This window comes from Bordetella genomosp. 8, from assembly GCF_002119685.1.
Classification (GTDB): Bacteria; Pseudomonadota; Gammaproteobacteria; order Burkholderiales; family Burkholderiaceae_B; genus Bordetella_C.
The window spans coordinates 3,070,310-3,082,878 of the sequence record NZ_CP021108.1 but is presented as its reverse complement, the minus strand read 5'-3'; the positions used below and the strand labels follow the sequence as shown (position 1 = coordinate 3,082,878).

8 protein-coding genes are annotated in these 12,569 nt (G+C 68.0%); 5 read left to right on the top strand and 3 right to left on the bottom strand.

From position 1 onward, the window contains the following. The first annotated feature begins 368 nt into the window (after window positions 1-368). Window positions 369-4,037 carry an autotransporter outer membrane beta-barrel domain-containing protein gene (locus CAL12_RS14015; RefSeq protein WP_157792987.1) on the top strand — a complete coding sequence of 1,223 codons (3,669 nt, stop codon included), beginning with the start codon at window positions 369-371 and terminating at the stop codon, window positions 4,035-4,037. 78 nt (window positions 4,038-4,115) lie between these two features. After that, window positions 4,116-4,946 (top strand): transporter substrate-binding domain-containing protein, encoded by an 831-nt coding sequence (locus tag CAL12_RS14010; RefSeq protein ID WP_086065003.1) that lies wholly within the window; start codon window positions 4,116-4,118, stop codon window positions 4,944-4,946. Here the strand turns inward: CAL12_RS14010 and CAL12_RS14005 are convergent. Further along, complete coding sequence (locus CAL12_RS14005) at window positions 4,933-5,826, bottom strand: LysR substrate-binding domain-containing protein (RefSeq protein WP_086065002.1); 894 nt, start codon at window positions 5,824-5,826, stop codon at window positions 4,933-4,935. The genes CAL12_RS14010 and CAL12_RS14005 overlap by 14 nt on opposite strands. 156 nt (window positions 5,827-5,982) lie before the next feature. Between CAL12_RS14005 and CAL12_RS14000 the strand changes: the two genes are divergently transcribed. From CAL12_RS14000 to CAL12_RS13990, 3 genes are read left to right on the top strand one after another with little or no spacing between them, the layout of a single operon-like run. Further along, on the top strand, window positions 5,983-8,031 hold the full coding sequence (locus tag CAL12_RS14000) for a hydantoinase/oxoprolinase family protein (protein WP_086065001.1): 2,049 nt from the start codon (window positions 5,983-5,985) through the stop codon (window positions 8,029-8,031). A gap of 23 nt (window positions 8,032-8,054) precedes the next feature. After that, window positions 8,055-9,803: a hydantoinase B/oxoprolinase family protein gene (locus CAL12_RS13995; protein ID WP_086067875.1), complete on the top strand. Its 1,749-nt coding sequence runs from the start codon at window positions 8,055-8,057 to the stop codon at window positions 9,801-9,803. Next, a complete protein-coding gene (locus CAL12_RS13990; protein ID WP_086065000.1) occupies window positions 9,800-10,807 on the top strand; it encodes a Bug family tripartite tricarboxylate transporter substrate binding protein in 1,008 nt (335 codons plus the stop codon). The genes CAL12_RS13995 and CAL12_RS13990 overlap by 4 nt, the downstream gene beginning before the upstream one ends. A 19-nt stretch (window positions 10,808-10,826) precedes the next feature. On the opposite strand, the gene CAL12_RS13985 is transcribed toward CAL12_RS13990, so the two are convergent. Both CAL12_RS13985 and CAL12_RS13980 read right to left on the bottom strand, forming a co-directional pair. Next, window positions 10,827-11,825 carry a Bug family tripartite tricarboxylate transporter substrate binding protein gene (locus CAL12_RS13985; RefSeq protein WP_086064999.1) on the bottom strand — a complete coding sequence of 333 codons (999 nt, stop codon included), beginning with the start codon at window positions 11,823-11,825 and terminating at the stop codon, window positions 10,827-10,829. Window positions 11,826-11,900: 75 nt separating this feature from the next. Next, a complete protein-coding gene (locus CAL12_RS13980) occupies window positions 11,901-12,569 on the bottom strand; it encodes an RraA family protein (RefSeq protein ID WP_086064998.1) in 669 nt (222 codons plus the stop codon).

The window sequence follows — 12,569 nt, the reverse complement described above, 5'->3', positions numbered from 1 at the left end:
GTTTCATCTGGACGCGGATGCCACCGCTCGTGCGACGGCCATGGCGCCGCGGTCCTCGGCGGGCCGGCCGCGCTCGCCCCGCAATTAAAGGACTTTGAAACAATTCGCCATTTTTCTCGCCAGGCTTTTACAATCGCCCCCGGCTGATCGACCGCCGGCGCCAGGCTGCACCCGCGCCCGGGACGGGAACCGCCGCATCGTCCAACCTGGCAGTCGCGGGTCGACCCGCGGGATGCCCGCCACGCTCGTGCGATATGAAAAATAAAAGCCGGTCCGTAGCCTTTCTCCGTCGTTCGCTCTCCCACGGTCTTTCCTTGTCGACGGCATCCGGGCGACGCCATCCTGATGCTTCTACCCGCTTGGCCACCATGCTTCGTCTGGTGCTGGCAGCCGCCATTCTTTCCGCTACGTCACCCGCGATCGTCCATGCCGCACCCGGCGATATCACGACGGGCGGCGGGCAGGGCGGCAATGGCGCCGACGCCACTTTCGGCAATGGCGGCGGCGGTGGGGCCGGAGGGTTGGCCGGGGGTGGGGGCGGTGGCGGAGGCGGGCAGGGCGGCGTCGTGCCGGCACCAACCGTGGATGGCGGCGGCGGTGGCGCCGGCGCAACGCTGACCACGCCCGCCGGGGAAGGCAGCAATGGAGGTAACTCCGGGGCTGCGGCGGGTGGCTTCCGCGGCCTCGTCCTCGGTAGCGATCTGACCTCGGGCGGCGCCGGCGGCGGCGGCGCCGCGTCCTTGGGCGGCCCCGGAGGCGCGGGCGGGAACAGCGTGACCCCCAACAATGGGAATCTCAACGGCAACGCCAGTTCGGTGCTGGGCAACGCCATATTCGGCATAGACGGCCAGGCCGGACAAGACCCGGGCTTCAGCGCGGGTGGCGGCGGCGGCGGCGGCGGGCAAGGCGGGCTCATCATGACCGCACCCAACGCCGTCCTCGACACGGCCGGCAATCCGGTTATCGGTGGCAATGGCGCCGCCGGAACGCTGACGGGCGGTGGCGGAGGCGGGGGGGGCGCCGCCCTGATCCTGCTATCGGGCGGCACCATCCAGCACGCCGGCGCCCTCATCCTGGGCGGCAGGGGCGGCGACGCCAACGTAGGGATCAGCGGGGGCGGCGGGTCCGGGGGCGCGGGTGTATTTCTGCTCGACGGCGGCGGCCTGTTCAACAACACCGGCGCCATCCAGGGGGGACAAGGCGGCGACTCCCTCACCGCGGCCGGGGGCAACGGCGGCACGGGCGTACTCGCCAACCGCGGAATGATCTCGAACAGTGCCGTGATCTCCGGCGGCTCGGGCGGCTCGACGGTGAACGGCGTCGCCGCGCTGGGCGGCACCGGCGGCGACGCCATCGTCGCCAATGGCACCGCCATCACGAACGAGGCTGGCGCGCAGATCGCCGGAGGCGCGGGAGGATCTTTGTCCGGTGCCATTGGAAGCGCCGGTCCTGGCGGCGCCGGCGTGCGCTTCATCAACAGCGGCGGATCGCTGGTGAATGCCGGAACCATCGTCGGCGGCAGCGGCGGATCATCGCCGAACTTTCCGCCGCCCAGCGGCGGCGCCGGCGTCATCGGGCAAGGGGGCGTCGCGGTCACCAACAGCGGCACCATCGTCGGCGGCCTGGACAGCTTCGGCCAACGTGCCAATGCCATCGAATTCAGCGGCTCGAACAATCGCCTGACCTTATCGGCGGGTTCCACCATCGTGGGCAATGTCGTGACCAGCAGCGGTGGCCTGACGCCGTCGTCCGACGTGCTGGCGCTGGGCGGCGACACAACCGATGCCAGCACGACCTTCGACATGGGTCAGCTCGGATCCGTGGGCAGCGGCGCAGCCTACCAGGGCTTCCAGCGCCTGGAGAAAACCGGCGCCAGCCTGTGGACCCTGACTGGCAGCAGCAGCGATGCGCTGTCCTGGACGCTGAAGGGCGGCACATTGTCGGTCGCATCTGACGGCGCGCTGGGGGACCCGGCCAGTTCCGTGGTGTTCGATGGCGGCACACTGCGCTACACGGGCGCGGTGGCCTCTTCGCGCTCCATGGTGGTGCTGTCCGGCGGCGGTACGCTGGACACGCAACAACCCGTGCTGCTGAACGGGGCGCTCCTGGGCAGCGGCGCGTTGACCAAGACGGGCGGGGCCTTGTTGATCCTGAACGGCGTCAGCACGTATTCCGGCGCGTTCGCCGTACAGGCGGGCGGGCTCGTGGTGGGTGATTCGACGCATGCCGGCGCCGTCCTGCCCGCCGCGGTTACCGTGGCGAATGGCGCCAGGCTGGGCGGGCAGGGCACGATAAGCAGTGTCACGGTCGCTTCGGGCGGCATCATCGCGCCGGGCAACTCCATCGGCACCTTGAACGTCACGGGCAACCTGACCCTGGCGAACGGATCGGTGTACCAGGTGGAAGTCGATTCGGCCTCCTCGGCCAGCGACCGGATCGCGGTGGGCGGGACGGCAAGCCTGGGCGGCTCGGTCGTGCATATCGGCCCGGACGGCAACTTCAGCACGGCGCGCGACTACGTCATCGTGACGGCGGCGGGTGGCCTGACCGGCAGCTTCCAGAATGTCGCCAGCAACTACGCCTTCCTGGATCCGCAATTGAGCTATGGCGCTAACGCGGTCACGCTGCGCATGCAGCTGAAGCAGGTGCCGGGCAATGGCGGCAATGGCGGCAATGGTGGTACCGGCGGCAACGGCGGCAACGCGGGGAATGGTGGCGCCGGCGGCACCGGTGGGAACGGCACCGGCAATGGCGGCGACGGTGGCGGCGATGCCGGCAACGGTGGCACCAGCCCTGGCGACAACGGCAACAGTGGAAATGGCGGCAACGGCAACGGCGGAGGCAACGGCGGAGGCAACAGCGGCGGAACCCGGCCGATCCGCTTCGCCGACGCCGCGGCCACCGGCAACCAGCGCGCCGTCGCGAACGCCGTGCAGACACTGCCGCAGGACAACGCGATCTATACGCGCGTCCTCAATCTGCCGGTGGGCGCACCGCCCGCCGCCTTCGATGCCCTGTCGGGCGAAGTCCACGCCAGCGCCATCGCGGTGCTGCAAGGCATCGCCGATACGGTGGCCAGCCTGCCCGTGGATCACCTGCGCGCCAATCTTTACGCGGGGCAGGTCCCGGGAGCACCCACGGCGCAACGCGACGCCGGCGCGTCCACGGGGGGCGATGGCGCCGCCTTGCCGCGCTCCGCCGCCCAACCGCTATGGGCGCAGGTATTCGGCAACTGGCGCACGCTGGCCGGCGGCGGCGGCGCGGGCCGCCTGCGCGATTCCGACGGCGGGCTTTTCGTGGGTGGAGACCGCGCGGTGGGTGGCGGCTGGCGCCTGGGCGGCGCGCTCGGCTACACCGACAGCCACGCATCCGTGCACGATCGTTCGTCCACGGCCGACGTCGACAGCTACAGCGCCACGATCTACGGCGGCAAAGCCTTCCAGGCAGGTCCGGGACAGATCGAATGGACCGCCGGCGCCGCCTATACCTGGCACGACATCGATACGCGCCGCAATACCGCCGCGGCCGGACTCGACCAGGACCTGAAGGCCAGCTATCACGCTGGCACCGCCCAGGTCTTCACCGAGCTGGGCTACAGGCTGGCCATGACCGACGCGATCGCGCTGCAGCCGTTCGCCGGGGTGAACTACAGCGACCTGCGCACGCGCGGCTTCGCGGAATCCGGCGGCACGGCCGCGCTGGATGGCGAAAGCGAGCGCAATGCCGTCACCACGACCACGCTCGGCCTGCGCGGCGAGGCCCGCTTCGAGTCCGCCGGCATGCCGGGCCGCGTGCACGCCATGGCGGGCTGGCGCCATGCCTTCGGTGACCTGGACCCAAGCACCACCATGGCGTTCGGCGACAGCGTGCCGTTCACCGTGGCGGGCACGCCCATCGCGCAGGACGCGGCGGTCGTGGCACTGGGGATCGATATGCGGGTGACCCGGTCGACCACCGTAGGCGTCGCCTACAACGGACAGTTCGGCGGGGGCAATCGGCAGAACGCGGGCAGCCTGAACGTCGCCTGGCGGTTCTGATTACGCCGACGGAGGCCCGGACGGGCGCCCGGTAATGCTAAATTCCTTGCCCGGGCCAGGCATGGAAAAGGAGATTGCGTGTTTACCAGGCGTACTGCGGCCGTGACGGTTGTCGTGTTGTCGGCCGCGCTCCAGGGCTGTTCGTCTTTCGATTCCACGCAGGAGGCGTACAACGCGTCGTGGAAGGAACAGAAAGCGATCCTGATCAAGCAGGTGCTCGCGCCGACGGGAACCCTGCGGGTGGCGGTGTATCGGGGCAGTCCCACGTCGCTGGTGCAGCCCGGCCCCAAGGATCCGCCGCTTGGCGTTGCCTATCAGCTCGGCCAGGATTTCGCCAAGGAGCTGGGCGTGCCGTTCACGCCCAAGGTCTACGCCAACGATGCCGAGGCCCTGCAGGCCGTCGCCAGCAACCAGGCCGACTTCGCATTGAGCACCGCCACGCCCGAATGGGCGCAGCGCATGAATTTCTCGCCTCCCTTCCTGGAAATCGAGCAGGGTGTGCTGGTGCTCGCCAATTCGCGGCTGCGCGTGCTGGATGACCTGAAGAAACCCGTCAGGCTGGGCGTGAGCGCCGGCGGTTCCGGCACCGCCGAGTTGCGCTCGCTCTATCCCAAGGCCAGGTTGGTCCCGGTGAATACGGTCGCCGATGCGCTTGAAATGCTGCGCGCCAACAAGATAGACGGCTATGCGGCCAGCAAGGCCATCCTGTTCGAGATGAACGACAAGCTGCCGGCCTCGCGCCTGTTGCCCGGCCATTGGGGCACGGAACGCTATGCGGCCGCCATCCCCTTCGGCCGCGGCGCGGGGCAGGACTGGATCTCGGATTTCCTGCAGAAAGAGCTGCAGCAGGGCCGCATCCAGGCGGCCGCCCGGCGCGTGAACCTGCGCGGCATCGTTACGGCGAACTGAACAGCGCGTCCATCGCCCGCCGGAAATCGTTCACCACCGTGGACCGCGGTTGGTGTGCCGGCAACACCATGGAAAAGGTGTACTCGATGGCCGGCACGATGGGCCGGCACACGACCCGCCTGTCGCGCAATTGCCCGGCGGTAAACGGATCGGCGATGGTAATGCCCAAGCCGGCCGCCACCATGCTGCAAGCCGAATGGGCGAAGGTCGTTTCGACGGAGCGGTCGAACGAGACGCCGGCCGCGCTCAAGGCCAGCTCCACGCGCATCCTCAAGGGGCTGTCGGGCCGCAGCATGATGACGGACTGCCCCTGGAAATCCTGGATGCGCACTGCTTTCTTGCGGGCGAGCGGATGATTGCGCGGCAGTACGCAGACCGCCTCGACGTTGGGATGGGGATACAGATCCACGCCGGGATACTCGATACCCAGGAATCCGATATAGCCGATGTCGACCTGGCCCGCGCCGATCAGTTCGAGCACGCCCCGAGACGGGCATACGTCCAGCGACACCATGACGTCCGGATGCGCGTCCGAGAAGCGCCGGATTCCCTCGCTGATGAAACCCAGGCCTAGCGCGCTGATGGAGGCGATCCTGAGCGTGCCGATGCGCGCGGTCTTCAGGTCCTGCGCCACCCGTTCCACCGATTCCATGCCGCGGTAAAAGCGCTCGACTTCCTGGAAGAGCCGCCGCGCCTCGGCGCCGGGTATCAGGCGGTTGCCTTCGCGCCGGAACAGCCGCATGGAAACGGTGGCTTCCAGGTCCCGGATCAGGCGGCTGACGGCGGGCTGGCTGATCTTCAGCAGCTCCGCCGCGAGCGTCATGCTGCCGGTGAGCATGACCTTGCGGAAGGCTTCGAGCTGGCGCGGATTCAATTGCATGGCGCATAGGGTCCAGGTTGCCCGAAAGCATAACATTCAGTTATCCGCGTCCAACATGCCATGTGGTTGTATGTGGAGGCCGGGCCTTCCATGATGCGTGTCATGCCATCTGAACGACATGCGAGGAAACAGCGAATCATGGAGCCGGGAAACAGTATGGTCCGGGTAGGTATAGACGTCGGCGGCACCTTCACGGATTTCGTGATGGCCGATGTTGAGAGCGGGGCGCTTTCGTACTTCAAGGTGCCGTCGTCGCCGGCGGACCCGTCCATCGCGATCGCGCAGGGCACGCAGGAAATGCTGCGGCATTTTTCCGTGCAGGCATCCCAGGTGGACTATTTCGGCCACGGCACCACGGTCGCGACCAACATGGTGATCGAGCGGCGGGGCGTCAAGACCGGGTTGATAACGACCAAGGGTTTGCGCGACGTGCTCGCCATCGGCAGGCAGACCCGGCCCGCGCTGTATGACCACGGCGTCGGCAAGCCGGAGCCCTTGGTGCGGCGCCAGTACCGTGTCGAAGTGGATGAACGCATGGACGCCCAAGGCAGGCCGCTCAGGGATCTGGACGACGACGAGCTGGCGCGCCGCGTGCGTGAGCTGGTGGCCGAAGGGATCGAGTCGCTGGCCATCGCCTTCCTGCACGCCTACAGGAACCCCGAACACGAAGCGCGGGCACGTCGTATCGTCGAGCGCGTCGCGCCCGGACTGCATGTCAGCATTTCGCATGAAGTATTGCCGGAGTTCCGCGAATTCGAACGGACCTCGACGACGGTCCTGAATGCCTATGTCGCGCCGCGCATGCAGGCCTACATGGAACGGCTGTGCACCCGGCTGGAGGAGGCCGGTGTCCGTGCGCGGCCACTCACGTTCCACTCGAATGGCGGGCTGATGCCCCTGGCCACGGTGGAGCGCCTGCCGGTGCTTACCTGCCTGTCCGGTCCCGCCGCCGGCGTGGTGGGCTCGACGGTCATAGGTGAAGCCGCCGGGATCTCCGAGATCATCACCTTCGATGTTGGAGGCACGAGCACCGACGTATCCCTGATCACGGGAGGTAGGCCCGGTTTCACCTCCGACCGCCTGGTGGCGGGATATCCCGTGAAAATGCCCATGGTGGACATACACGTGGTCGGCGCGGGCGGTGGCAGCATCGCGCGCCTGGATGAAGTCGGCGCGCTGAAGGTGGGCCCGGAAAGCGCGGGCGCCGTTCCCGGTCCGGTCGCGTTCGCCAAGGGCGGCACTGAAGTCACCCTGACGGACGCGAATATCGTCCTGGGTCGATTGAATCCCCGCGCCTTGCTGGATGGCCGCATGAAGGTCGACCGCCAGCGGGCAGCCGCCGCCATCGAAACGGGCATCGCGCGCCGTATCGGTATTTCCGTGGAAGAAGCCGCCCACGGCATCCTGCGGATCGCCACGGCGAACATGAGCCGCGCGATCCGGGCCGTGTCGACGGAACACGGGCATGATCCCGCCGATTTCACGTTGTTCGCCTTCGGCGGCGCCGGGCCGCTGCATGCCGCCGAAGTGGCGCGCGAATGCGGCATCGGCCATGTCCTGGTGCCGCACGAACCCGGCACCATGTGCGCGCGCGGCATCCTCCTGGCGGACGTGAACCGTGACTTCGTCCGGACCCAGCTATGTCCGCTGACGGACGAAACATGGCATACGGTCGTGGACGTGCTGCGCGAGCTGGCGCGGCAGGGTGACGAGTGGCTGGCCGACGAGCGCGTGCCCCAGGCGCGCCGCCGTTTCCATTTCCACATCGACGGACGCTACCGGGGGCAGACCCACGATATACGCGTGGAGCTGGAACAGGCGCTGGATGAAGGCAGTGCGCGCTTCGAGCTGGCGTTTCACGCCGCGCATCGCGCCCAGCATGGGCACGACAACCAGGCGCATCCCATCGAGATCGTCAACTGCCGCGTGCAGGCGGTGGGCCTGGTCCCCAAGCAGACCGTCGCGGCCGTGCCAGCGTCGCCCGCGCCTGCCGAGGCCGATTTGCCGGCGACCGATGAACGGCGCGTGTACTTCGGGCCGGAAGAGGGATGGCTCGGCACGCCGGTCCATCGCCGCGAACGGCTGCTCCCCGGCATGGCCTTGCAGGGGCCCGCGATCATCGAAGAAATGAGTTCGACCACCGTGGTCCTGCCCGGGCAGCAGGCATCCATCGACACGGCGGGCAACATCCGCATCCAGGCCTGAACACTCACACCATGGGCATCGCTATGAACGGATCAGCCGGCACATCGCCGCAACGGCACTTCGACCCGATCGCCGTCGAGGTTTTCACCAACCGCCTGCTTGCCATCACGGAATCGATGGCAAGCAACATCATGCGCGCGTCCTTTTCACCGCAGATCAAGGAACGCCGGGATTTTTCCGTAGGCATGTTCGACCATCTGGGCCGCCTGATCGCGCAGGGCACGCATATCCCGGTGCACCTGGGCTCGCTCATGGGTTCGGTCGAGGCCGTCCTGGCACGATGGCGCGCCGAAGACATCGCGGACGGCGATGTCTATATCTGCAACGACCCATACGCCGCGGGCGGTACGCACCTGCCCGACATTTCGATCATTACGCCGGTGTTCGTCGCTGGGCGCCTGGTGGCGTTCGCCGCCAATATCGGCCATCACTCCGACGTGGGCGGCGCGGTGCCGGGATCGACGTCGGCGTCGGCGCGCACCATGTACGAAGAGGGGCTGCGCATTCCGGTGATGCGCGTCGCTCGGTCGCACCGGATCGACGACGACCTGATTGGCCTCATCGCGCTGAATTCCCGGTTGCCGCAGGAGCGGTCCCTGGACCTGCGGGTCCAGATCGCCACGAACGCCAAAGGCGCGGCCGCCATCCGCGCCTTGATCGACCGGATGGGCGGCGTGGCGTTCTTCCGGGACGCCGTCGACGGCGTGCTCTCCTATACGTCGCAGCGGCTCCGGCATCGGATAGCCGCGCTGCCGGCCGAGCGCGCCACGTTCACGGCGTGGCTGGATGACGATGGCACCGGCGAAGGCGGCCGTGTCCCGCTCACCGCGACGGTCTACAGGCAGGACGGCTCGCTGGTGGTGGACCTGGATGGCTCCGGCCCGCAATCCCGAGGCGGCCTCAATGTTTCCGAGAGCGCGCTGCGCGCGACCGTGTACTACTGCGTGAAGGCCATGCTGGATCCGGAACTGATGGCAAACCGCGGCATGGCCGACGCCATCGTCATCATGGCGCCGGAAGGTTCGATCGTGAATCCCCGGCCGCCCGCCGCATGCGGCGCGCGCACGATCACGTGCCAGCGGCTGGCCGGCGCGATCATCGGCGCGCTTGTCAGCCTGGTGCCCCGGGACCGCGCCATCGCGTCCAGCTTCGATACCATGCCGACGATTTCCTTTTCGGGGATCCATCCCGAAACGGGAAGGATCTACCTGAGCGGCGAGACCCTGGGCGGTGGCGGCGGCGGCCGCGACGCCGGCGACGGAATGGACGCGGTCCATGTCCACATCACGAATTCGCGCAACCTGCCGACGGAAGTCCTGGAGCATGAATTTCCGCTGTTCGTCGAACACTATGGCTACGCCGTGGATTCCGCGGGCGCCGGGCGCCATCGCGGCGGCCTGGGTATTGTCCGGCAGGTCAGGGCGCTGCGGGACGAGACCATCTTCTCCGCGCGATCGGATAGCCACCTGCAGGGCGCGGCGGGCGCCGAGGGCGGCGGAGAAGGCGGCCGCGGCAGGCTCGTGCGCAACGCCGGCCGGGACGACGAGCAGATCCTGGCTTCCAAAGTCAGGCATCTCATCCTGGCCAAGGGCGAGACCATCCGGATTGAAACGCCGGGCGGCGCGGGGTTCGGCGATCCGGCGGCGCGGCCATACGCTGCATTGGCCGACGACCTGCGCGATGGAATCATCACGGAAGCCACCGCCCGCCGCCTGTACGGCGACGCCCTGGCCGACCTGGCCCAACGACACATCGCAAGGGATACGCCATGACGCCCAGCTTCACGCGACGCCGGCTCGCAAGTTCGCGCCGCCTTGCCTGCACCTTGCTGATGCTGGCAACGGCAATCCTCTACCGTAGCCCCGCATCAGCCCAGGACACGTATCCCAGCCGGCCCGTGCGCATCATCGTGCCGTTCTCCGCGGGAGGATCGACGGATCAGGTGGCGAGAACCCTGGCGGAAGGCCTGGGCCGGCTATGGAAGCAGCCGGTCATCATCGAGAATCGCGACGGCGCGAGCGGCATGATAGGGTCGCGGGTGGTCGCGGAGTCGAAGCCGGACGGCTATACGCTGCTGTTCGGCACCCAGACCACACAGTCGGTCGTGCCCAGCCTGTTTCCCAGGATTCCGTATGATGCGCAGCGCGACTTCATCCCCGTTACGGAACTGGTTTCCATCGCACAGCTGCTTTCCGTTCCGGCCTCATCGCCTTTCCATTCCCTGCAGGACTTCGTCGCCTATGCGAAAGCGCACCCCGGCGCGTTGACCTTCGGCGGCGGGGTCGGCGCGACGCCCCACATGACGATGGAGCTGCTGATGGCAAGGGCGGACATCAAGCTCCTCGGCGTCCCATATAAAGGTTCGGCGCTGTCCATGAACGACCTGCTCGCCGGGCGCCTGGACGCGATGTTCGACGTCATCATGACGACGCTGCCGCATCTGCGCGCCGGAAAACTGCGGGCGCTTGCGGTGACGAGCGCGAACCGCCACCCATTGGCCCCGGAGATCCCCACCGTGGCGGAATCCGGATACCCGGATTTCGTCACCGACGTATGGTTCGGCCTGTTCGCCGTCGCCGGAACGCCGCCGGAAGTGGTCAGGAAGATCGCCGACGACAGCCGCAAGGTGATGAACGACCCGCAGCGCAGCGCCATGCTGACGCAGTCAGGCTTCCGGATCGTCACCAGCGACCCGGCCGACTTCGCCAGATACGTCGCGGACGAAGACAGCAAGTGGCGTCAGGTCATACGGGCTGCGAACATCAAGGTCGATTAGCGGCCAGCATGAGTCGGCGTCAGTTTTCCGCCGCACCGGACTGCTTCACGAGCTGCTTCCACTTCGTGGACTCGCTGGCCAGGAAGCCGCCCAGCTGCTCGCTGCTCATGTCCATGGGCAGCAGGCCCAGGCCGTTCAACCTGGCCCGCACATCAGGCTTGGCGACGATCTTCTGCATTTCCGCACGCAGCCGGTCGATGATGGGCTGCGGCGTCCCCGTCGGTGCCATCAGGATGATCCATCCCTGCAGGTTGAAGTCCTTGAGTCCCTGTTCCTGCAAGGTGGGAACGTCGGGCAGGGACGGGATGCGCGTGCTCGAACTCACGCCCAGCGGCTTGACCACGTCCTTGGCCAGCAGTCCCGCCACCACGGGCACGTTGTCCGAGATGAAGTCGATCTGCCCCCCGACGAGATCCGTGGCGGTCTGCACGCCGCCGCGGTAGGGAATGTGCGCGGCCTCGATGCCCGCCTGCTTCAGCATCGCGGAAATGACCAGGTGCGGCGTGGTGCCCATGCCGGGGGAGCCGTACTTCAGATGCACGCCGGGCTGCCTGGCGTAGGCCAGCATCTCCTGGAACGTCGATGCAGGGAAGGCTTTGCGCACCACCAGCACCTGCGGCGCCCACGCCACCGCGCCGACCGGCACGAAGTCCTTGGCCGGTTCGTAACCCAGCGTGCCGGGATGCAGCCACTGGCCGATGGACATCGGGCCGGTCGATCCCATGGCCAGCGTGTAGCCGTCGGCCGGCGCCTTGGCGGCATAGGCCGTGCCGATGGCGCCGCCCGCGCCGGTGCGGTTTTCCACCACGACGCTCTGGTGCAGGCTGCCGCCGAGCTGCTCGGCGACCAGGCGCATGGAGACATCCGACGAATTGCCCGGCGGGAAGGGCACGATGATGCGGATGGGATGGTCGGGCCATCCCTGCTGGGCGGTGGCGGCCAACGGAGCGGCGGCGGCAGCCGCGCTCAGCGCCAGTATCCCCAAGCGCCTGATGTATGACGTGCGTGTAGTCTGCATGAGACTCCCCTTGATGAGTTTTGAAGACGGCGGTACGGCGCCGCCGTGCTGGTCCCCCCGGCCCGCCCCCGCCGGTCAACCGTCCCGCGCGACGTGGCCGCTGGCCCCTGACAACTGGCCCAGCATGGCCGAGCCGGCGGCGATCTTTTCCGCGTTGGCGCGTTGGCGCGCCTGCTTGGCCTTCGCCATTTCCGCGACTTCGGCGACATCGCCAGGGGGCAGCACCAGCACGCCGTTCTCGTCGGCCAGGATGACGTCGCCTGGATTCACCACCACGCCGCCGCAGGACACCGGCATATTGAGCATGCCCGCCAGGTCGTAGATGCGCGTGGTGATCGGCGAGATGCCGCGGCACCAGACCGGCATGCCGAAGGCGGCGATCTCCGACGGATCGGTGCAGACGCCATCCACCACCGCGCCCGCCGCGCCGGCCTTGCTGGCCTGCTGCGTCACGCCGCCGCCCCAGCAGGCGTGCTTGCGATCGCCCAGGCGGTCGATGACGACCACGTCGCCAGGCCGCAACTGGCTCAGCGCGTGGTGGAGCAGGGTGGAATCCTGCGCCGGCAGCGCCAGGGTGATGGCCCGCCCGATGACGCGGGTGGGCGTGCCCAGCGCCTGGATGGCGGGGTCCATGAAGCCCCAATGCCGGAAGTGCCCGACAGTAGCGGTCTCGACATCGTCGAGCAGTTCGAACACCGATGGGTCCAGGGCGGCCGGCGTGGCGCCGATGACGTATTTCTTCAT

Bases quoted from the DNA above. Each gene is read 5' to 3' on its own strand.
- CAL12_RS14015 (WP_157792987.1), top strand. From the start codon at position 369: ATGCTTCGTCTGGTGCTGGCAGCCGCCATTCTTTCCGCTACGTCACCC.
- CAL12_RS14005 (WP_086065002.1), bottom strand. From the start codon at position 5,826: ATGCAATTGAATCCGCGCCAGCTCGAAGCCTTCCGCAAGGTCATGCTC.
- CAL12_RS14000 (WP_086065001.1), top strand. From the start codon at position 5,983: ATGGTCCGGGTAGGTATAGACGTCGGCGGCACCTTCACGGATTTCGTG.
- CAL12_RS13995 (WP_086067875.1), top strand. From the start codon at position 8,055: ATGAACGGATCAGCCGGCACATCGCCGCAACGGCACTTCGACCCGATC.
- CAL12_RS13990 (WP_086065000.1), top strand. From the start codon at position 9,800: ATGACGCCCAGCTTCACGCGACGCCGGCTCGCAAGTTCGCGCCGCCTT.
- CAL12_RS13985 (WP_086064999.1), bottom strand. From the start codon at position 11,825: ATGCAGACTACACGCACGTCATACATCAGGCGCTTGGGGATACTGGCG.
- CAL12_RS13980 (WP_086064998.1), bottom strand. From the start codon at position 12,569: ATGAAGAAATACGTCATCGGCGCCACGCCGGCCGCCCTGGACCCATCG.